Raw genomic sequence first — 22213 nt, 5'->3', positions numbered from 1 at the left:
ATGTATGACAACATTTCATCGAAAGATATGGGTATTCAAATTGCTTCAACGAGAGGAGGTTTATTTGAAGAGAACTTTCTCCCTAGGAGGAGAATTATTGAGAAAAAAATTGCTAATAATGAAAAACCGTATTTTCAAAAAGTTGAACATGAACCCCTCTCTTTTAACTTGTCCTTTTATCTTGAAAATTGGCTCGATGACCAAGATATAAGAAAGATTGCTCGCTGGTTATTCCAGCCTTATTACAAACCGTTAATTTTTGACAATAATCCAAATAGAGTATTATACGCCCTTGTAGAAGGAAATTCTGCCTTATTACATAATGGATTAAAGCAAGGTTATGTAGAATTAACTATTAGATGTGATTCTCCCTATACCTACTCTCATGAACTTATATTTAATAATATGGCATTTAGAAATTCTAATACCGGTTATCAAATTAACGACGACATGAAAAGCTTTGAACAAGGAAGTTTTTTTAATTCAAAGGTTACTTCTAATGGTTTAACGATTGATAAAATAGATAATTCTTGGGGAGCACAATATGCCCATATCAAAAAATGGAGTGAATTTTAAATATGGAAACAACAAATGGACTTAAATTAAATATTACTACTGAATCCTCTTTTGAAGATGATGATATAAAAAATACCATTGTTGAATATGGCAATAATTTTAGTAAATTAGAAAAATACTTAAAAGATTCTACTCAATCTATTGAGGATCTAAGTGATAATAAATATTATCCAATTGGTCATATTATGTGGAATAAGGTACCTGCTTCAGGTTCTTTTATCGGATGGGTTGTCACGAGAGAAGGTATTCAAGCAAAAAAATGGTTACCAAATAAAAATTACAGTATTGGCAATTTAGTAAAGCCCCCTGTAGATAATGGTGGCCTTTATGAATGTGTGGTCGATGGGAAAAGTTCCACTACCCCTCCAACCTTTATTACTTCCTTACAACAAGAATTCCCTGAGGTAACAGGAAAAATTTGGCGCAAAGAATTCAATTATGAGGTAGGAGATTTGGTATTCCCTACAAATGGAAGTAAGACATATTATTATCTTTGTGAGACGGCAGGCTACTCCTCCACTACTGAACCTGAATGGTCTTCTGTTCAAAACGATACAGCATTTATTGATAATTCAGTTGTATGGAGAAAGGCAAAAAATATTATTTGGAAAAAGGTTGGCACGAATAGTGAATTTAGACCTTTTGGAAAAATAGAATAGGAGTATTTAGAATGAAATGGGGTTCTTTAATAAACTCAACAGGCTCTTATATATCTAAATTTTATGAAATTACAAATGCTTCTTCAAAATATTTAACAACTATCCTCGCCAATATTATAAACGTACACCATCAACAAATAGAGTTTTTCTATTCCCTCTCTTACGACTACAAGAATTGGACCAATTGGAAAGCAATAAATTTCAATGATAACAATTTGTTAGATGGATATAATTTAGATGGTTTAATTTTTAGATATAAGATTGTTCTTCATGCAAAAAAAGATAACGAAAAACCTTATATACAATCCTTCTCTATCGCCTTTGATCCTTGCGAATCCTTAGAAAACTTGGGCGATTTTATTGTTAAACCAAAACTATGGATTAAGAAAAAGAATGGAAAAGGCAGTATAGAACTAACCAATATCATGACAGACCAAACGTTAGTTGTAGACAATCTTATCGATAATGAAGAAGTGTTTATTGATTGTCAAAAAGAAGATATTATTTCTGACAGGCAGCACCTAGGTGTTTATCGGTACGATGACCATAATGATGAGTACCTGGAATTAGTAGTCGGATCTAATCTCCTAAAAGGAAAAGGGGATTTCGATATGAATGTTAGACATCAGTATGTCTTTTTGCAGGAGTGAGGTGAAAAACATTGAAATTAGGTGAAATAGATTACCGTTTAAAACCAGATGATGCAAGAATATTTTTATGTAGCCCTGATAAAAAAACAATTGCCAGAATTAGTGAGGCATATGATATCAATTATAGTACTAAAGTTTCGGTACTAAATGAAATTTCATTTAAGATACCTACTGTCCTAATGGATGATGGTATTCCTTTTGAAAATAAAAATATCGATAAAATAAAGAACAGGTACCTTTTTAAATTGAAATACGACCAAATCACTGAATACTTTTTAATGAACGAATCAAGTAAATCATATAGTGATGATGAGTATATTAGTTATACAGCTTTGTCACTCGGTGTTCAATTAAGTGATAAAAATATAAGACAATTTGAAGTAGTCAGTAAAACATTGTCTCAAATTACTACTGATATTTTATCTTCTGTAAATACAAAATGGAAACTAGGCTACGTTGACAGTTCCTTCGAGGAGATTTATCGAAGTTATGAGGTTGCTTCAAATAACATTTTAGAAATTATTTATGATTTAGCAAAAGTTTGGAACGCTTTAATTGTATGGGATTCAGTAAAATATGAAATCAATTTCTATAAACCGGAAAATATAGGTAAAGATAAAGGTTTTCACCTACGTGATGGAAAATATTTAGAGTCATTCAATTTAGCGACAAACACAATTGATACAATCACTCGTTTAAAAGTGTATGGTCAAGATGGCTTATCCATACATCGATTAAATCCTACAGGTCAATCATATCTTGAAGATTACAGGTACTACCTCTACCCTTTCAAACGTGAAAACGGGGTTGTTGTCAGTCATTCTAAATATTTAACAGATAGTTTATGCATTGCATTAGAAGACTATCAAGCGTTGGTTGAATCCTTATCAGAGAAATTTACTAACTTAACCACAATGGTCACTACACAAAATTCAATTATCCAAACGGAGGAACAAAAACTAAGTACTCTGAATACACAAAGAGTCATTATTGAAGATGAATTAGATTTATCCAATGCAAATTTTCATTCCTCAACTCCAAAACATCAAGACATCATTCAACGTTTAGAGGCCAAACGATCAGAGATCTCCAATCAAGAAGCTTTCATAAGAGATTTAAACTATCAGCTTTCTGATTACGTAAATGAATTATTTGCGTTACAGGAAAAGTTAACTAGAGAAAATAACTTTACAGTTGAGCAGTTAGCCGAGTTATCAGATTTTGAAATAGAAAAAGAATATACTAATGATTCAATTGTTGATGATGAGGACTTAATGGAAGATGGTAAGGAAATATTCAGACAATTTTTGGAGCCAAAAATCAGATTAGATATGAATTTAATTGATTTTCTATCCATCGTTGAATGTCAAAATGATTGGGACAAGTTAAGTTTAGGAGATATTATTAGAGTTAGATATGATAGATTACAAGTAGATATAAAAGCCAAAATTACTGAAATTACGCATGACTTTGAAAATGAAAGTATTTCTGTTGTTATCGAAAATGAATTCGATGAAGACAATAATTGGTTAGAACAGCTTAATAAAGCAGGCAATACTTCTACAATCGTTCAGATGGATAAATGGAAATGGAATTTGTCTGAACAGAACAACGGTGCCATTAATGATATTATCAATAATAAATGGGATGCATTAAAAAATGCTGTCATGGCCGGTTATAACCAGAAGATAGAAATAAGCGAACGTGGCATTATTGTGAGAGATTTAGAAGATCCATTAAGTTGGCTTGTTATACAAAATGGATTTCTCGCTATCACCAATGATAATGGTGAGTCATGGAAACACGCAATTTCAAAGGATGGAATTTTTGGCGAGCGTATTTTTGGGAAGATCATATCTGGTGTTAATTTGATTATTGAAGATGAATCTGGTATTTGGGTAACACAGGGCTCGAGAACAACGATTTATAATCGACGTGGTGAAGAAACCATGTATTTAGGCTTAGTTTCTAATAATACAAAAGATGAACAAGGAAACTTAATTCCTCAGGACAATGAATGCTTTGGACTGGTGTCTTGGAATGATGTAACAAGGGTTGCATTAACTACTTGTGAAGGATTTTCTGTTAGCCAAAAAGATAATGACGAATGGAAAAAGGTGTTATGGGCTAATACAGATGGTACTCTCTACTCTAGAAACATGATTGCTGAGAATATTAAGATTGTAAATAATCTTGATGAAGTCATCTTAGATGCTGAAAATAACTATTTTAATATTGGTTTATTTGACAAGATTGTCGCAGATGGCAAATTAACGACGCTTGAAAAATTAGAGCTCATTAAAGAATTATATAAAATCCATTCAGACTACAAATTGCTTCTTCAACAGGCACAAAAATACATACGAAGTGAGAGAGATAATGTTTCAGATATTGATGGTGCTTTTAATACTGCAACTCAAACCTTCCCTACCGTTTACTCTACTACTGACAGGTATTCGACAAGTGCAATAAAAAATGCATATTTAGAGTTAACAACTTACATGTCCAATTATATCAAAATCATAAATACTGGTTACCTTGAATCATCCTACTTAAATATTGATATGACTGATCCACTTACAGAATCCACGAGTCCCATTGAGAATCGTGGTATTTTTGTGCAGAAATTTAAAAATTATTATGATGAAGCAACTAGACTAAGACAAGAAATTGAGGATTCCTTATTCTATTCGGGTCTCACAATGGGCAGATATCACAACAACCTCATTATGAGCGATTTTGGCTTTATCGCTGTTCGTAATGATGGGAAGTATCGAGCTTATCTAAATGCCACTAATGGACTTGCGTTACAGAAATGGGAAAATGATAAATGGGTTAGTAAATTATTTGCCACATTAGGAGATTCTAAATGGGAAGACGGAACACTATACGCTGAAGGATTGGTAACGAAAAATCTTCGAATTGTAGATGGTGACTTAGGTGATGCCATTACTCTCGACTGGAAAGATGGTATCACTATTTATGGAAAAAATGGTGAGGAAATTAGATTAAATGCTAATGAAGCTATCTCCATTTATGTCGATGGTCAGAAGAAATTTTACGTAGGTATTGATGGAAGGCTTTATGCAAAAGACATTACTACTCACAATCTTAAAATAGTTGATGGTTTCTTAGGTAAAAAAATTACCTTTGACCAAAATGATGGTATCACTATTAATGGGAATAATGGTGAGGAAATTCGCCTAAACGCTAATGAAGGTATTGCGATTGATGTTAATCATGAACCTAGATTTTGGGTAAGTAAAGAAGGGCACTTGTACGCACGAAAGCTTTTCATTATGAATGGTGAATTAGATGAATCTATTCTTGAAGGATTAGATGAGGATGATAGCTTTATCTCTGATTTGACGGTTACTAGACTAAGAACTTATGACCCTATTGACCCTGATAATTTTGTTCATATTAAACAAAAATTCTTAAGATTTATTACCAAAAATGGTTCAACAGAAAATGTTAAATATGAAATGTATTTTGAGGGTTCAGGAGTCCAAGCCTACCCTATTGCTATTTGGGGGAGCGGTTCTGGAAATAATACTAACAATAATAAAGCTAAGCAATATAAAACCCCTCAAGGTTTCTTTACTGAGTATATAGATGAAACTGGTGAAAAACACTCTATTAATTTAAACACAGAAAGCACAAAATCTATAGAAATTAATTCACCTAGAACAGTATCAATTAAAGGTGGGAGCGGTAGTATCACAATGAATAACTCACTTTTAGAAATAAAATTTGGAAGTAATACGATGACTATGTCTGCAACAGGCATTAAATTAAATGGTACTCGTATTGATCTAAACTAAGGAGCGTTAGCATGCCTGAAGTATCAGTAAGAGGTAATAAAATAAGTAGCTCTATTGCTGGTAAGCACGTTAAAGTAAGGAAACCTAATCAGCCTCAGTGTGTTCCAGAATATATGGATGGTCAGTATTTTGGAGGCTACTGGGTGGGAGATGTTTGTTATGGTATCGAAATCCCACCTAGCTCGCCTTACGATGAGCTAGATATCGATGCAACTGTGGAAGGCACCATTAATGAAGGAATACCTACTGTTTTTGTGAATGGCAAGGAAATTGCATTTTCAGGTGCCAAAACACAAGAACAAGATTCATATAATGTTCCTAGTGGCTGGTCTTATGTCAGTGGCGGACATTTTAGCGCAAATGGTTCTGTAAGCACAGGAAGTTCCAGGGTATTTGTGAGCGGTAAACCGCTTGCTAGAAAAGGTGATTCTGTAAAAACCCATGCAGACTCCAGCGCTTCTATACAAGAAGGATCTAATAATGTGTTTGCCAATTAAATTTACTTGGAAAGGAGGTGAGAAAATTGTCACTACCTATTAATTATTTAGAATTTAATAACCCTATTCATATCGTTTGGCGAAAAGGAACACCAAACGACCCATACATCGATCGACTGGATATCGCTCGTGTAGTCAATCAACGTGTTTTTTTATTAGAAATTCCTGATGAAATGTATAAGGTTAGAATTTCAGGTATGTTTGAAATTAATTATGAAAAATTCATAAAGCACAACTTAGAAAATAATGAATTTTATGTAGACTATTCTAATGGATTTGTTTATTTCCATGCAGTGAAAGAAGCAGAAACTATGTCAATGGTGTACAAAGGAAGAGGTTTAATCCTTTACCCTTCTACACGAATCGTACATTATGATAGTACCAATTCTACCGAGACACTACACGAAATTATTGAAAGAAGCAAAAAACAAGTTCAAGAACTAATTGATCAAACGGATAACTATAAAGAATATTTAAAAAAGCTGGTCATTGCTATTAATGAATCAAATCATGCTACTGACCAGGCTTTAATTGCCACTCACAATGCTAATGAAGCAACCGAACTAGTAAGAGATGCATACAAAACAACAGTTTTAATTTATCAGCCATTCGTCAATACATATGATGACATTGTAAAAAAATTCCCCTACCCCGAAGTTGGATGGACAACACAGGTTTTTGATACAGGCATACGTTATCGTTGGAATGGAAAGGCATGGATTCCTATCGATGCCTTAGGTGGAAATGTGCCATTAGCCAACGAAGTAATAAATGGATTAATGAGTAAAGAACAATTCGTTAAGGTTCAAAATATTACTGAATTTGTAAATGAGAAAACAATTGTATTTATTGTTCCGAAAGATATTTTGCAAGGTGTGCAAGACCCACATATCATATTTGATTGGGACGGTGAAATTGTTGATATTCAAGCATCGATTTCTATTCAAGGTTCAGTACCCACCCCTATTCAAATACAAAAATCATCAAATTTCATTGATTGGTTGGATATCACAGATAATCCAGTAATCATTGATGAAGATCGTTATTTAAATAATCAAGTATATACGTTAATGAACAGTACGGTGAAGAAGGGAGATGTGTTTAGACTATACATCCCTTCTTTTTCTGTGGATGCACAAAATTTATCTGTCAATGTAAAAGTAGCATTGAAATAATTTAAAACTCACTATTAATACCCTCAACAATTTAATTTAAATAATACATAGGAAAGTAGGAATTTAATATGACAAACCACCCTCAAGTATCATGGTATGAAGGTGCTAACACAAAATCAAGCGAAGTAAAAAACACAGTAAACTACGATACTGTTGATGCAGACTCTCAATCACAAATTAAAGTTTTCTATATTTGGAACAATCGTGGTGGTACAGAAGATGTTTCTAAAATGGAGGAAGTTGTCTTCACTACTCGTGATAGACAAGGTGGTGACGGTAGCGCACAAGGAAATGTCATTGAAGCTGTTCGTGACAACTGGTTTAATGTGCGTGTTGATAGCCTGAATGAAACAGGATGGACACCTGTTGGTAAGGGTGGGGTTGGTACAGCCAACCCTCCTGGAACTAAAGATTTAGGAACAACAGGAACTACAACAAATGTGAACGCTGAGACTGCTCAAGTTTGGTCCGCTTCTAAATTTTTGACATTAGACACTTATGTTCAACCAACAGTAGCTAATGGTTTCATTTATAAAGTAACTAAAGCAGGTACTACAGATGGAACAGAGCCTACATCATGGGTGAAAGTTGAAGGAAATCCTGTACTTGATGGAACAGTAGAATATATGGCTATTCAAATTGAGAAAAAACCTAATGCAAAAGAGATTTTAGGCTTCGCTAACAACACTGACGTTAATGGTGGTAATGCTGACTTAGCAGGTGGTAACTTTGTACAGATTTCTGTGTTTGCAGATGTGCCAATCACAGCGTCAGCAGGTAAAAATCTGTTAATCCAACGTGTTTCTTACCGTTATGTGTAAAAATAACATAATGATACTTTAGAAATAAAATAATGATTTTACAGGGTAAGGGGCTTTCTCCCCTACCCTATTTTTTATGGGTTTATTTAAAGAAAACTTCAATGCAATGAAGGAGATGATAAGAATGTTATTCTCAAACTCAAGAAATGCTCAAGCAATCGGTATTCCTTTCAATTGGAACGCTGATTATGTAAATGGTAAAAACTATGCTGAGTATGACCTACTCACGCATAAGAAAAATGATTATTATTTTATTCAGAGAAATCAGGTCATACGTTTTGGTTTGTTTGGTCAAGGAATGAAATTTTTCTTCGAAATGGCAGATGGCTCTTTTAACCTAGGTGGTAAAAGAATTGAAATCGAGTACATTGATGAAGATGGAAAGACTTATCATTTAACAACAAACTTTGAAGACAAAGACCTTATTACATATAAAGAAGCTTATTCTGACTTCAATGGTGTACAGGGTGCTGTACAACGCTCAGATATTAAGTCAATTAATTTTGGCTACAAAACATTTTACAAGAATGATGATGTTCAATTATTCTTTCAGCCTATTGTCTCACTTCCCTTTAATGATAGTGCTTTTATTGAAGTTAAGTTAACTTCCAATAAATCAATGGATGGTTATTTGGTATTCAAAACAAGAGGGATTGAGGTGGAACGCTTCTATGCCCCTTTAGAAGCCAATCGAGCAGGTCAGTTGAATTGGACTATTAAATAGTTAACAAAGAAAGGAAAATCACTATGAAAAGATTTTGGCTACATTTACCATTGAAAAATGATTCATTGGAAATAACAACTGCTAACAACAAACTATCTTTATTTGAGTCTTCAAATGAGAAAGTTTATACGATAGAAACGGGAAAATACTCACTTAGAACGCTAATAGACAATCTTATTAGCAAAGGATTAAACGTAAAAATTGGAGAAATTAAAGCACCTAAAAACACAAAACTATTGGTGTTGTTCTTAGATAATTCATTTACAAACGTAAGTGGTAGTTTTGTTACTTTTATTGGTGGCATTGAATCTATCGATACAGGCGATAGGCAAGATGGCAATATAATCATACTCAACAATTAAGAAAGGAAAATGCTCATATGGCTCTTATAGGCGGTAATATAGAGAAGAAGGAAATAGGCTTATCTATCGGTGTTTCAGGAACACATGATAAAACTAAAATCAACAAAGGCACAGGTTTTTTAGAGTTAGTTGATATTGATGTAGATGGTGAAGGAAGACCTATCTATGTAGAGCAAGGCTCTTGGACTTCTGATGTTATTGATTTAGGAGATATTTTTCAAGACTTTGAGAAAGTGTTTATAGACAGCACAGTCAATGGCGCAAGCTCTTTCGCTGTTTTAACAAGGGTATCATCAAATAATTATGATTGGGCTGATTGGACACCAATTGCAGAAGATGGAACAATTCAGTCTGATACAAAACAGTACATTCAGGTAAAAATTGACCTGTTTGCAGGGTTTGTTACTGATGGCTTCATAATTGCTAAATCAGATTTCAATACCAATGAATTTCTTGAAGAAAAGGAAGTAAAAATAGGTAGGTATGTTGTTCCTAAATTAACATCAAACACTTCGTCAACCGAAGGTTTTGCATTTGCTGAAACAAGATATAGCACTACCTATGACGTATGGTACGCATTTGATAAAGCAGATAGAAGTGAAGGATATTGTTCTGCTAATGGAGTTAAAACAGGGTTCTTAGGTTTCTGTTTTAAAAATAGCGTGGTAGTTTCTAAGTACAAGATTAGAAGCAACAATGTCTTATCAACAATGGTTAAATCATGGGTTCTTCAAGGCTCAAAAGATACAACAGATGGTACTAATGGAACTTGGGTTGACTTAGATAAACAAACTTATCAGGTTTGGACTACAGGGTACACTGATAAAGTATATGAAGTACCAGTCTCAAAAAGGTCTAATTATATTGCCTACAGAATTAAGTTTTATGAGATAAATGGTGGCGCTTATGCAGGTGTAGGAGAATTAGATTTCTATGAGGAAGGAAAAACTTCATTAAGTCTTAAGCGTAATTATCTCTACGACATGGAATTAGATTCAACTTGGTCAGACACAGGAAGTTTACACAGAAAAAAAATCACTCGTAATGATTTTATAAAAATTGATAGATTGTATATTACTGATAAGTAAGAGGTGAGAAAGTGGAAACAAGAGCTATAAAAGGTGGAACTATTAAGTATAATGTATCAACCCCTAGTACAAATACAGTTGAGTTTTGGATTAAATTAACAAATGAATTTTCACAAGCATTTCGCCTATTTAGTGATAACAGAAGTAGCACTCTTGCAGAAATAGCTATTGATGGAACAGGTAGAATAGGTGCTAGACATGCTGTAAACAGCTATGGCAACTCAGGGTCAGTTTACTATGGAAACACAAAATTAGAGAAAAACGAAGCGTATCATGTTGCAGTAACTATGGGTGGTAATGGTTGTAAAATATATGTCAATGGAGTAGTTGACTATTCAAGCAATGCAATACTTGCAGAAAGTAGAAATGTTAATAAGCTAACTATCGGAAATAGTGTAATAATTGAGTTCCCTAGATATTGGAATAGACAACTAACTCAGGATGAAATTGTTGAAAGCTATAAAAACAAAAGAAAACTTATTTCAAACATAAGTGGACTAATTATGTATGACCTGTTTGATGAAGCCACAGGCTCTAAAAATGAAGTAACCAATACCCCAACAAACGCTTCTATTACCTACCACTCAAAAAAATCAATCCTTTATGATAACAAATCTTTTATTTACCATGAGGGATTATACAAAAAATACAGTAATGAAACTTTGACAGGAAATGTTATACCTACTTTGACTGATAATAATGTCTCTACTGATGGTATTGCAAGAGCTAGTAGTGAGTTGGGTGGAACAACATATTACGCTTATGCCTATAAAGCTTTCAACAAAACTAATGCTGCTTATGCTTCATCTGATATTGACGCTTGGCACACTAGTTCAGGGATAGTTACTAATAGTTGGTTATCCTATGAGTTCAAATTACCAAAAACTGTGGTAGCATATTCACTAGTTCCATTCAACTACGCAGAAGGTTCAGCAAGGATGCCTAAGAGTTGGGTTTTTCAAGGTTCAAACAACAACACAGATTGGGAAAATTTGCACACTGTAAACAATTCAACAGGTTGGGGAACAACTGAGAAAAGAACTTTCACTTTCAGTAATAACAAAGCTTATACACACTATAGAATATATATTTATAGCAACAATGGTAATTCAACATACATTGCTATTGGCGAACTAGAGATGTTTGAGGTTGAGTTTGCTAAGGGATGGACAGCGATTTCAGACACTCTCCCTAAACCACAGCAATTCCTTGAAAAAGGTATGAACAATCTATCTCCCCTACTTGACCGTAAAATAGAAACATTAGAACCAATCCCGATGACACAAAGAAATGACATTTTAGATGTTGGTGAGGTTGGCAAGGTGTTCAGCAAGACTATAGAATTAAAGAAATATTTAGATATTAGAAGTATAAGAAATGAGGTGAAATAATGGCAGGACAAGCAAGACCCCCTCACTTAAAAGGTGTGTATGAATCTAGTATTACTATATTGTCCTCATACCACGAAGGAGCAGACCCAAAGTCAATATTATTAAATGGTGTAGTAGGTGAGGGATTATCAAACGCTACACTTCTAAACACAAATGGCTATATTGAATTTTCTTGTAGCGAAGAAATTACTTTGTGGGCTTGTGGTGGATATTACTCAGATGGTGGTGGTAACTCAGGCTCAGGAAAAGTCTTCATTCAGAAAAAACAAATTGATGGAACTTTTGTAAATCTAAAAGAAACAAATTGTCCCTTAAATACTACTATTTGGTTAGATATGACAGGCAAAATATCAGCAGGCACTTACCGAATTGCCACTTCAACTTCAAGATACCCTGTATTCTCAGAGTTCTTCGCACAAAATATGGTAGTAAATAAATCATTTGTTTTACATGATGGTGAATATAAAAAATGGGATGAAGAAATACCAGAAAAACAAGAGGTTTGGTCAAATGATGCTATTAATCTTGTTCAAAAAATGACTTCTAATTCATCTAATGGTCAAATTGCCTTTTGGACATATAACACAAGTAAACCAGGGGCAGGTATTGCATATAATGTGTTTGATTATGCTACTGGTTCAGAAAATAGTGGCATTTCTAGGGATGGTAGTTCAGGTATTTTAGGTATTATATTCTCAAAAGAAGTCACTGTTGCTAGATATGAAATAGAGGCACACAACATAGCAACATACGCTCCTAGAATATTCAATATAGAAGGCTCGAATGACTCCACTACAGGACTAGATGGTACATGGACAAAAATTGATAGTAGAACAGGAATCTATTTTAGTGCAAATGAGAAGAAAACTTTTACATTAGAAGAACAATCTACATTCAGAGCATATAGATTAAATATAAGTGCAACCAATCACTCATATACAGGGTTTGCAGAACTTCGTTTTTTCCCACCTAAGGTATTGCTTGAGAAACATGTGGATAGAATACCTGCTCATTGGACAACGGTTTCTTCTACTCTCCCAAGCTCTACACAATTCCTAGAGCGAGGAATAGACAATCTATCTCCCCTATTTGGCCGAAAAGTAACAGAGTTAGAGCCTACTACAATGACAGATAAAAGTGGGATTTTAGGTGTTGGTGAGACAGGAAAAGTATTTAGTAAAACTATTGATTTAAAGAAATATTTTGATATTAGAAACTTAAACGTTGAGGTGAGATAAGATGCCTAAAATAAGAATAAACAGTCAGGTGTTAACTTTTAATAATATCTACTATGTTGATTCAACAAAAGGCTTAGATACAAATAATGGCTCAATATCCTCCCCTTTTCTAACTGTAAATTATGCAGTTTCAAAATGCGCTACAACAGGTGACGCAATTTTTGCATTAGCAGGAACACATAATGTAACAAGAATAGCAGGAACATATGACTCAGGTGGACTTTGGGATGATAACAAAGCAATATCCTTTATTGGTGAAAAAGGAAAAACAATCTTTGTATGTGATGGCACTAAACACAGTGGTAGAGATACGCATTGTATTATGTTTAAAAATGCAGGAACAAAAGCATACCAAATAACATTTGACTACAGTGTTGGCAATAGAACAAACAACTACTCTACTTCAATTTGTGGTATTGGAGATGCAGTCACTAGAGGTGAGGTTATAAACTGTTTGTTTAAGATTATTAGTCCTAACCCTAACTTTTCCTACTCAAATGCAGGAACATCTATTACAAAATTCACAAACTGTACATTTGATGTTACAACTAATTTTGTAGGAAGTTATTCAGGTAGTAATGGAATCACACTAGAGAATTGTGTAACAAATTTTTCTTTTTACAGCGAAGGTATTAAAAAAAATATTTATGATAAAGTATCTTTTAATCCAAAATACCATGTTACTAATCTTAATGAGAACGTTCTAGATATTGGTATATATTCGGGTGACTTTAATTGGACTCTTGGAAGAAGCCTTCTTCATTCGAACAATAAAGCGTATTCATTAGAATTTACTGACATTTGGTATAACACAAAAATGACATCTGATACCTCTCCCTCTCCATTGATGGCTAGTGCGAGTAGAATTTACGGTACGGCATACCCTGCTTGGAAAGCATTTGACAATGAACTCACGACATCTTGGCTTTCATTAGGTAATACAAATGAATGGCTTACTATAGACTTAGGAACAAGGAAACAAATTGACTCTATTAGTATTCAAGGAGTATCATCTGCTATTACTACCTCTTATTTAACTACAGCTACTCCAAAAAACATGAGACTTCAAGGTTCTAACGATAATATTGTTTGGGATGACTTACATGTTTCTACCAACTTATCTTGGACAAAAGAAGAAATAAAAACTTTTTCTTTTCCTGTAAAAAAATATCAATACATTAGAATTTTTGTAGAAACTAATAATGGTGCTCCATATATAGGAATTAGTGAAGTTAGAGTAGGATTTAGTGGTAATGGTATGGCAGAGTATGAAATGAACTTTCTTTCTATACAAAACTTCGTAAATTATGGTAAACCATTATTTTCAAAATTGAATCAAGCGATAGGTACTAAAAACTATATTCTACAGGAGGGTACAGTATCAGAACATGAGCAAGGTTTTTGGATAAAAAAACTAGGTAAAAAACCACTCAGCATTAGTTTTGATTGAAAATGAGGTGATAAAATGGCAGTAAAAGATATAGCTTTCAAGTGTACTAAAGCAAGCGCATACTACGCTATTGGAGGGATTAGACTTTATGATAAAAATGACAATATATATCCTATAAAGTTTTCATCAAAGAATGGTCTAACTTCTAATAAATTTTACATTCAGGGAACAGATATAACAGGAACAGTAAGTACCACAAATAGTTATGGAACTTACTATTTTGTCGATTCTCCTTTTGATACTGATAAATTAATTGTAACTAATTATCCTAGTGCCAACTATTGGTTAAGTAGTTCAGTAGACACAATAAAAATAACTTTTGATAAGTCTGTGAAAATAAGCAGGATTGATTTTGTTCCTTATTGTGGAAATGGCTCAGATAGAAAGCAAAACGCAGTTGAAATAATTGTAACAGATGAATCTCAAAACCTATTGTTACAAGAAAAACATATTACTTCAACCTATGTGGAGAACCAAGTCTACTCAGCATTAACACCAACACTAAGTTCTTTTAAGAGTGTATTACTAAAATCAAATGATAGTATTTATTCTTATGAATCAAACAATGTTAAGCATGTAACAAAAATGACTTCAAACACAACACCTTCACCTCTAGTTACATGTGCAAGTAGTATATATTCATCAAGTTACCCTGCTTGGCTTGCATTTAATGGTACTAGAACTGATGTAAATAACTGTTGGATAACTTCATCTTCATTACTAACAGACCAATGGGTGCAAATTGATTTCAAGGATAAAAAAAGAGTGAATCACATTGAAGTGGTTGGAATGGGTGTCAACACAACATCAAGCCCAAAAAACTTTACTGTATTTGGTTCAAATGATGGAATTACCTTTTATCCTGTACTTAAAATAAACAATCAAATGAATTGGGGAGTATTTGAGAGTAGAGGATTTAGTTTTAATCATATTGTAGAGTATCGCTACTATAGATTTCACATACATGATAACAATGGTTATGCAACTTATTCAGGGGTTGTTGACATAGTCTACTCACTTAATGGTTCAGCTCTTATGATGCTAAATAATTCTTCAATAAAATCTTTTCTTAACTATGGAAGCACTAGATTGTTTAATATGAATAAACCTATGGGAAATATGGGGTATGTTTTAGAAGGAATAATAACAGATAATTCCGAATACATTATGATGAAAAAAATAAACAAAAAACCACTCAGCATTAGTTTTAATTAGTGCTGAGTTTTTGTTTGGAAAAATAAATTAAATAGACAAAAGGAATGACAAGATGTATAGATACTATAGATTTTATATGTTTGATAACTATGGCGGAACATATATAATGATTTCAGAAATGGAATTTTTAAACAAGGGTTTTGATTTAACAGATGGTCTACCTAGTTCATCTTTCACTTCATCATCATCTTATTCTGCTTCATATCCACCGTCAAGAGTATTTGACAATATTTGGAACGAAAGCAACGCAGGATGGCAAACAGTTAATGGTGCAACTACAAATCAATGGATTATTGTTGATTTTGGAAACAAAGTATCCATTGATACAGTTAAATATCAGTCTGATTCATACACTGGTGCTAACTGTGGTGTCAGGAATTATATGGTTGAAGGAAGTAACGATAGCACAAAATGGGACAAAATAACTAGTGGAACATTAGTACAAGGAACTTCAGTTCAATCAATTACAATACCACCACCGAAACAGTCTTTTCTCGTTATTAAAAGCCCAACAAACAATAACACCTATTCCCTTTCAGACAATACTCTTATTCACCTTCCTGACAACACAACTGAAAGCATTATTGAACATGGGATTGAGCAAGGCAGGTATATTCAATTAGATGTTCCTTTTGATAAACATAGATACTTTAATAACACTCCTGTTGCTATCACAAGTGGAAAAGTGTTTACACATGAAATTGGTAAGTTAAATACTTTGAGTATCAGAGGAATTACAGAAGAAAAAAGTATTATGACCACTTGGCATAACACAAAAATGACTTCTAATAATGCCCCTTCCCCATTGGTTGCTAGTGCGAGTAGTGAATATTCTATAGGTAGTGTATTTTCTGCTTACTTAGCTTTTAATGGTCAAATAAATACAACTGCACCACTTGACTGTTGGGCTACCTCAAAAAATATTAACACAGGTTGGTTGCAATTAGATTTTGGTAAACCTACAGAAGTGAATTTATATTCAATATCAACAAGAGGTGAAAAGGCAACAGCTCAGTTTGCTTTTACATCTGCACCTAACACTTGGAAATTAGAAGGGTCAAATGATGGTGTTTCATTTGATGTTGTCCATGAAATCTCTAATGAAACAAGTTGGAGCGCAAACAACAGTGAGCTAATATTTTCACTTCCTGAAAAAGTCTCATATAGATTTTATAGATTAAATGTTACAAGAAACAATGGTAACGCACTTTACCTAGCAATTGGTCAATTAAAGTTTGGAACAAGAGAGGTGAAATAAATGGCAACTACAGAGCAATTAATGGCACAATATGGTGTCGCATGGTTTGGTTTTGATGAAGCAATTGGTAATGTTTATGATAAATTAGGTCTATATGTAGGCATAGATGTGACTGCTACTAGAACAACAGGATGGAACAACGATGGTAATTCTTTACTATTTAACGGTACAAGTAATGCTGTATCTATGAATTTTGGTTCTAGCCTATCAGGAGAATTAACAATTAGATTCAAGATTAAGTTTAATCAAAATAATAATACAGAATATGTATTTGCAACGCATAACAATGCTGCTACTCAAAAAGGCTTTAATTTCTGTAAGGTGACAGGCAATACTTTAAGATGGAACTTTTTTAGTGAAGCTAATCAACCAAGCTTCGTGTTAAATTCGTCAAATAAAATAACACCGCAAGTTTGGTATGACGTTATGCTGTCTTGGAATGGAAAGGCAGGCTCTCTAGCTTCCATGTACATCAACCAAGAGTTAGCAGGAGTGGTCAGAGCAGAGCGCCCTAATAATGGTAGTGCTTTTAACTTAGCCATAGGAAGACTTTCTAATCTATTAAATGGGTGGTATGCAGGTCAATTAGATGATTTACAAATCTACAATAAAGCTCTCTCCCCATCTGACTTCGAACAAAAACGATTAGTAATTAAATCAACAGACAATAAAAACCTTGTTTTATCTCCTACCTCAACACGTGTAAAAGAGATTCCTAACACAGCAGAATATATGATGTTAGCTCAAGGTGGTGTAGTTAGGGAGATTGACTCAGCAGTGGATAGACCACCAATTGATTTCACTAAGCATACAACTGAATATGAGCTTGTAACTAATAACAGAACACCATTAGGAAAAGGTAGAATGTTTACAATTCCTATTGGTACTGATTTTAAAACAGCAATGATTGAGGACAACTATTAATTGGTTGTCCTTTTAATATGGAAAAATATTGGGGGTCAATACAATGGCTAATAGTAAAGATAATTTAAGTAAATATGGCAAAGCCTTTATTAGTTTTGATGAAGCTAGTGGTAATACAATGGATTCCATTGGTGGGTACACAGGAGCTTTAAATAATGCCCCTACTCGTGTGACAGGTTGGAATGGTCAAGGTTATGCAATGAGTTTTAATGGAACTAATCAGTATGTAGAGTTTAATGGAAGCTTGATTTCAGTAGGAGTATTTTCTATTAGATTCAAGCTCTACATTACTTCTTTAACATCTTCATCTGAGAGAGCAATTCTTGACACAATGGATTTTGTAGCTAGTACCAACTCAGGGGTCACAATACGCTTAGAAACAGATGGAAAACTAGGAGTTACTATAGGTGGAGATAGAACAGGTAAATATGCTCATGTAAATACATTAGCAACTATAACAACAGGAATATGGAACGATATTTTAGTTACTTATGATGGGACAGCAACGGTTAACTCTATAAAAATATATATCAATGATTTATCAACGCCATCACCTCAAAATATAGTAGCAGGAGGTTTTGATTTCGTTGGTTTCAGTTCACATAAATACAACTTAGTCATTGGTAAGCGAGCGGTATCAGCAATAAACTACTTTAATGGACAGCTAGACTCAATAGAAATCTACGACAGAGTAATCTCCCCTACCACTGATAAATACCTAGTGCAACACAACGCAGACTACAAATACCATAATGGTACTGCATGGCAGTTAACAACACCAACAGAAGAAAACTTTATGCAGTATGGTATGAACAATCTAAACCATATTACAGAAAAACAATGGAAAGAGTTAACAGGAGATAAATCAGTAATTATGTGGTCTGACTTTGAAGATAAGCAATACACATCGGTTGTGTTAAACAAAGAGAGCTTCAAAGCACAAGATTTACTAGGTGACTCAGCTCAAGCAATTTACTACTCTGATTCAGACACTTCTAAAATCGCTGTAGAAACAGGTGTTGAACCTTATAGTGTCTATGACTATATTGGTGAGCTACCTACAGTAGCCATTTATACAGAGTCTAATGATGATATTGTTGTATCGACTAATGTTGAGCCATTTGATATTTATGATGAATTTGGTGAAAGTGTTGAAGTTCTTTATTACACAGATGATGAAACTGTAACAAATGCTGATTTAATTCTTGAAGCTAATTGGTCGCCTATAGATGAACTTGAAGGTGATTTTGAAGTAGTGACATGGACAGATGAAGGTTCTGATACTGCTAAACGAGTGCTTGATATGAAAGCAATACCACAACCTCAATTCGTTAAACTAGTTAACCCTAAACGTTTGTATGGTTCTTTAGATGATGTATTTGTCAATGATATTTCACAATCCTATCGTGATGAAGCTCGTTACTTTGTCGGTAGAGAAACACCTGATAAATGGTATGTATGGGACAAAAAAGAAAAGAAATTCGTTGTTGCTGATGCTTCAAGTCCACAAAAAATCATGTTAACAGGCATGACTTACAAAGACTTAAACAATATCACTGATATACAATGGCGGACATGGACAAGTGACTACATTAATATTGGTATGTTTATTACAGACAACCCTCGTGACACAATCAAAACAATTGTCGAAGAAATCTCGTTCGAAGACTATCTCCCTCGCGATACGACAACTATTGAAAACTCAAGTCTATACATCTTAAACACTACTGCTAAAATTGACATTTCTTTTGACACAAATGTTCTTAGGGCTGTGTTAAGTGATGATGATTTAACGCGTGTTCAATATCGTGTATTACTAAACAATGGCTACTACTACCCTTCTGATGGAAGCTTTACTAAACTAGGTGAATCCCCTCAGAATATTGAGTTAGCGATTGGTAGTAAAGACATTAGGATTGATAATTGGAACACACTTAAAGTAGAGTTCCAAGATTTCTTTGGTACAACTGATTATTGGTCTACTCAATTCATGGGAACATATACAGGTCTTATGTTCAAAGATGTATATGGTCAATACTTCTCTAGTGAAATCGGTGAAGTTCTTCAATATCTTGATTTTGGTATCATCATCGCAGGTCAAACTACAATTGAACATGAAGTATTCCTTAAAAACCAATATGGCTATGATGTTAAGGATATTCACTTGTACGCTAATACAGCAAACTTCCCTTCAGGAATGACTTGTGAATTTAGTACAAGCTCATCTCCTTTTACACCTCGACCTGATTTAAGACTAGGTGGCGTGTTAAAAAACAATGAAGAAATTCCATTTTTTATTCGACTAAAATCTGAATTAGGTTCAACGCCTGACGTTAACGGTTCGTTCGACATTATCGTGAGAGCAGACAAAGCCTAATCACAATACAATGTGATAAGGAAGTGAGATTATGGAGGATCAAGATTTTGGATTAGAAACAGACATTTCCTCTCATAGAATTAAATTAGAAACTGAGAATACAATACCATTTGATAAATCTTTTGATGTATATACTGAAATTGAAGTAAGTCCTCACAACAGTTTTAAAGCAACATATAAGCTAATTGCTGTAGGAAAAATAGAGCAAGATGTTGAGATTATAGCTAGACCTTTAAATGAAAGTAGAGTACAAACTGAGCTTATTTCTCGTGCTTTAAGTGTCAGTAATAGAGACACCTATTTAAACATTATGTATCGTGGTAACTCAGAAGTTTATACTGAGATTCAACCTATTGGTTACAACTTCCTAGAAGCAGAGATTGAAGTACCGCCTCATAATAGAATGTATGCTATTTATGAAGTTCAACAACCACCTATCGTTACAGATGTGTACAATCCTACTCAAGACGCTTTCACAAGAGAAGAAGCAGCTTACCAATCAATCAACTATGGAAGTAACTCATCTATGGTTGTTGGTCGCAGTAAGGATGATATTTGGCGCTCATTTGTGCAATTTGACTTATCTTCCATTCATCCTTCCTATGTGCTAAAAGAATCCTATTTACGTCTATACTACAAAGGTGCAGACCCTGAAAATCTTAAACTAGAAATATTAAATGCTAGTAGTGAGTGGCAAGAAACTAACATTACTCACCTAAATAGGCCAATCCCAATTGATTTAATTGCCGATAAATTCACTGGTAATAGCAATCAAAGATACATAGAATTTGATGTACTTGAAATTGTTGAATATTGGGTTGCTCTAGAAAAAAATAATAATGGTTTTATTATTCGTTTATCCAATGAAACTGCTTTTGGACAGGCAATCTTCTATACAAGGGAAACGTTTTCCCCACCTGAATTAATTGTAAAATACTACGATTCAAGGATATTCTCTCAAGGAAGAAGTCAGCAACTTACTGAAATCTTTGCCTATAAAAGAAACCATTCTGAAAGGTTTACTGAGGTCACTGTTGATTCCATTTTCAGTTTTGAAAATATTTATACTGAAATCTACGTTCATAGACCAGAAGTTCCTTTAGACTTCGAAGCACAAGCTGAAATCACCATCACCAAGCCATATATAGAGACTGAGATCATTTCATCGATTCGTGATAAAAATGAGGTTTTGATTGAAGTTGGTGTTAGAAGGTCATTAGAAGGAACAATATTTACTGAAGTTACAATTAATGCGCCCTTTACTTTAGCTCAAATCGACTGCGCTAGAATTGACACAAGTTCTTTGGATACAACTGTTTCGATAACAAGACCTTCCATCAATGCTGAAATTTCTGTACCATTCCATGACAAAAATGAAGTTTTCACAGAAATTGAAATCAATGATATTTGGACTTCTATTGTTTACACAGAACTTTTTGTAGCAAAAGATAAAATAGCAATAGAAATCACGCCTAGGGTTGGTAAAGATAGTAATCTCTTTGCCGTAATTCATGTCTCAAAACCAAAAATTGAAACAGAAATTGAAATTAAACATAGAAATGACATTTTGGTAGAAATTGAACCTAATATTAAGTCAGATGTTTTCACTGAAATCATTGTTTCTAAGCCTTACATCGATGTATCTATTGCCGTACAGCTTTATGATAAATCCGAGGAAGATACCGAAATATTCGTTAAATTTGTTCAAGCTATTTTTAGTGAACTTAACGTAAAAGCCGTAAGCCAAGTTGATACTGTAATTGATATTAAAATGGTATCACAAGTTCATACTGAAATTTCAGTAAACAGAAGATTCGTTCAAACAGAGATTACCATTCCAACATGGGCTGACCAGGAAGTTCCGGCTATTATTGAGCCTCGTATCTTAATGGTAGATAACAAAATAACAATCATTACTGTCAATGGTTCAGTATCAGGCTACGCATTTATACTGTAAAAGAAATGGAGAATATTAACTATGATA

18 protein-coding genes are annotated in these 22213 nt (G+C 33.8%); all 18 read left to right on the top strand.

Features of this window, described 5'->3' with window-relative positions; translation table 11 throughout:
* A complete protein-coding gene (locus GJU32_RS03680; protein WP_196426579.1) occupies positions 1 to 576 on the top strand; it encodes a distal tail protein Dit in 576 nt (191 codons plus the stop codon).
* 2 nt (positions 577 to 578) lie between these two features.
* Complete coding sequence (locus GJU32_RS03675) at positions 579 to 1235, top strand: hypothetical protein (protein ID WP_155590571.1); 657 nt, start codon at positions 579 to 581, stop codon at positions 1233 to 1235.
* Between the two features lie 11 nt (positions 1236 to 1246).
* Entirely contained in the window at positions 1247 to 1885 is a 639-nt protein-coding gene (locus tag GJU32_RS03670) for a hypothetical protein (RefSeq protein WP_155590570.1), read from the top strand.
* Positions 1886 to 1896: 11 nt separating this feature from the next.
* Positions 1897 to 5709, top strand: a complete 3813-nt coding sequence (locus GJU32_RS03665) for a phage tail spike protein (RefSeq protein ID WP_155590569.1) — start codon at positions 1897 to 1899, stop codon at positions 5707 to 5709.
* An 11-nt stretch (positions 5710 to 5720) separates the two neighbouring features.
* Positions 5721 to 6206, top strand: coding sequence for a PAAR domain-containing protein (locus tag GJU32_RS03660; protein WP_155590568.1), 486 nt, complete (start codon positions 5721 to 5723; stop codon positions 6204 to 6206).
* 26 nt (positions 6207 to 6232) lie between these two features.
* Entirely contained in the window at positions 6233 to 7381 is a 1149-nt protein-coding gene (locus tag GJU32_RS03655; protein WP_155590567.1) for a hypothetical protein, read from the top strand.
* Positions 7382 to 7449: 68 nt separating this feature from the next.
* Positions 7450 to 8202 (top strand): hypothetical protein, encoded by a 753-nt coding sequence (locus tag GJU32_RS03650; RefSeq protein ID WP_155590566.1) that lies wholly within the window; start codon positions 7450 to 7452, stop codon positions 8200 to 8202.
* Positions 8203 to 8278: 76 nt separating this feature from the next.
* Positions 8279 to 8926 (top strand): hypothetical protein, encoded by a 648-nt coding sequence (locus GJU32_RS03645; protein WP_196426578.1) that lies wholly within the window; start codon positions 8279 to 8281, stop codon positions 8924 to 8926.
* A 23-nt stretch (positions 8927 to 8949) separates the two neighbouring features.
* On the top strand, positions 8950 to 9288 hold the full coding sequence (locus GJU32_RS03640) for a hypothetical protein (protein WP_155590564.1): 339 nt from the start codon (positions 8950 to 8952) through the stop codon (positions 9286 to 9288).
* Between the two features lie 17 nt (positions 9289 to 9305).
* A complete protein-coding gene (locus GJU32_RS03635; RefSeq protein WP_155590563.1) occupies positions 9306 to 10376 on the top strand; it encodes a hypothetical protein in 1071 nt (356 codons plus the stop codon).
* Positions 10377 to 10387: 11 nt separating this feature from the next.
* Positions 10388 to 11767, top strand: a complete 1380-nt coding sequence (locus GJU32_RS03630; RefSeq protein WP_155590562.1) for a LamG-like jellyroll fold domain-containing protein — start codon at positions 10388 to 10390, stop codon at positions 11765 to 11767.
* Positions 11767 to 13005 (top strand): hypothetical protein, encoded by a 1239-nt coding sequence (locus GJU32_RS03625; protein ID WP_155590561.1) that lies wholly within the window; start codon positions 11767 to 11769, stop codon positions 13003 to 13005. The genes GJU32_RS03630 and GJU32_RS03625 overlap by 1 nt, the downstream gene beginning before the upstream one ends.
* A 1-nt stretch (position 13006) precedes the next feature.
* Positions 13007 to 14455, top strand: a complete 1449-nt coding sequence (locus tag GJU32_RS03620; RefSeq protein WP_155590560.1) for a discoidin domain-containing protein — start codon at positions 13007 to 13009, stop codon at positions 14453 to 14455.
* Positions 14456 to 14470: 15 nt separating this feature from the next.
* On the top strand, positions 14471 to 15670 hold the full coding sequence (locus tag GJU32_RS03615; protein WP_155590559.1) for a discoidin domain-containing protein: 1200 nt from the start codon (positions 14471 to 14473) through the stop codon (positions 15668 to 15670).
* A gap of 76 nt (positions 15671 to 15746) precedes the next feature.
* Positions 15747 to 16928 carry a discoidin domain-containing protein gene (locus GJU32_RS03610; RefSeq protein WP_196426577.1) on the top strand — a complete coding sequence of 394 codons (1182 nt, stop codon included), beginning with the start codon at positions 15747 to 15749 and terminating at the stop codon, positions 16926 to 16928.
* Positions 16929 to 17852 (top strand): LamG domain-containing protein, encoded by a 924-nt coding sequence (locus GJU32_RS03605; protein WP_155590557.1) that lies wholly within the window; start codon positions 16929 to 16931, stop codon positions 17850 to 17852.
* 43 nt (positions 17853 to 17895) lie between these two features.
* Positions 17896 to 20229 (top strand): LamG domain-containing protein, encoded by a 2334-nt coding sequence (locus GJU32_RS03600; RefSeq protein ID WP_155590556.1) that lies wholly within the window; start codon positions 17896 to 17898, stop codon positions 20227 to 20229.
* A 31-nt stretch (positions 20230 to 20260) separates the two neighbouring features.
* Complete coding sequence (locus GJU32_RS03595; protein ID WP_155590555.1) at positions 20261 to 22186, top strand: DNRLRE domain-containing protein; 1926 nt, start codon at positions 20261 to 20263, stop codon at positions 22184 to 22186.
* Positions 22187 to 22213 lie beyond the last annotated feature (27 nt).

Origin of the sequence: Lysinibacillus cavernae, from assembly GCF_009724685.1 — a bacterium.
In the GTDB taxonomy this organism is placed as follows: Bacteria; Bacillota; Bacilli; order Bacillales_A; family Planococcaceae; genus Lysinibacillus; species Lysinibacillus cavernae.
Note: the sequence above shows the minus strand (reverse complement) of the source record. Positions and strands in the feature narration are given on the sequence as shown.

Excerpts from the sequence above, each read along its gene's own strand:
- GJU32_RS03615 (WP_155590559.1), top strand. The coding sequence starts at position 14,471 with ATGGCAGTAAAAGATATAGCTTTCAAGTGTACTAAAGCAAGCGCATAC.
- GJU32_RS03610 (WP_196426577.1), top strand. The coding sequence starts at position 15,747 with ATGTTTGATAACTATGGCGGAACATATATAATGATTTCAGAAATGGAA.
- GJU32_RS03650 (WP_155590566.1), top strand. The coding sequence starts at position 7,450 with ATGACAAACCACCCTCAAGTATCATGGTATGAAGGTGCTAACACAAAA.
- GJU32_RS03670 (WP_155590570.1), top strand. The coding sequence starts at position 1,247 with ATGAAATGGGGTTCTTTAATAAACTCAACAGGCTCTTATATATCTAAA.
- GJU32_RS03680 (WP_196426579.1), top strand. The coding sequence starts at position 1 with ATGTATGACAACATTTCATCGAAAGATATGGGTATTCAAATTGCTTCA.
- GJU32_RS03620 (WP_155590560.1), top strand. The coding sequence starts at position 13,007 with ATGCCTAAAATAAGAATAAACAGTCAGGTGTTAACTTTTAATAATATC.
- GJU32_RS03660 (WP_155590568.1), top strand. The coding sequence starts at position 5,721 with ATGCCTGAAGTATCAGTAAGAGGTAATAAAATAAGTAGCTCTATTGCT.
- GJU32_RS03645 (WP_196426578.1), top strand. The coding sequence starts at position 8,279 with ATGGGTTTATTTAAAGAAAACTTCAATGCAATGAAGGAGATGATAAGA.
- GJU32_RS03675 (WP_155590571.1), top strand. The coding sequence starts at position 579 with ATGGAAACAACAAATGGACTTAAATTAAATATTACTACTGAATCCTCT.
- GJU32_RS03605 (WP_155590557.1), top strand. The coding sequence starts at position 16,929 with ATGGCAACTACAGAGCAATTAATGGCACAATATGGTGTCGCATGGTTT.
- GJU32_RS03640 (WP_155590564.1), top strand. The coding sequence starts at position 8,950 with ATGAAAAGATTTTGGCTACATTTACCATTGAAAAATGATTCATTGGAA.
- GJU32_RS03595 (WP_155590555.1), top strand. The coding sequence starts at position 20,261 with ATGGAGGATCAAGATTTTGGATTAGAAACAGACATTTCCTCTCATAGA.
- GJU32_RS03635 (WP_155590563.1), top strand. The coding sequence starts at position 9,306 with ATGGCTCTTATAGGCGGTAATATAGAGAAGAAGGAAATAGGCTTATCT.
- GJU32_RS03625 (WP_155590561.1), top strand. The coding sequence starts at position 11,767 with ATGGCAGGACAAGCAAGACCCCCTCACTTAAAAGGTGTGTATGAATCT.
- GJU32_RS03600 (WP_155590556.1), top strand. The coding sequence starts at position 17,896 with ATGGCTAATAGTAAAGATAATTTAAGTAAATATGGCAAAGCCTTTATT.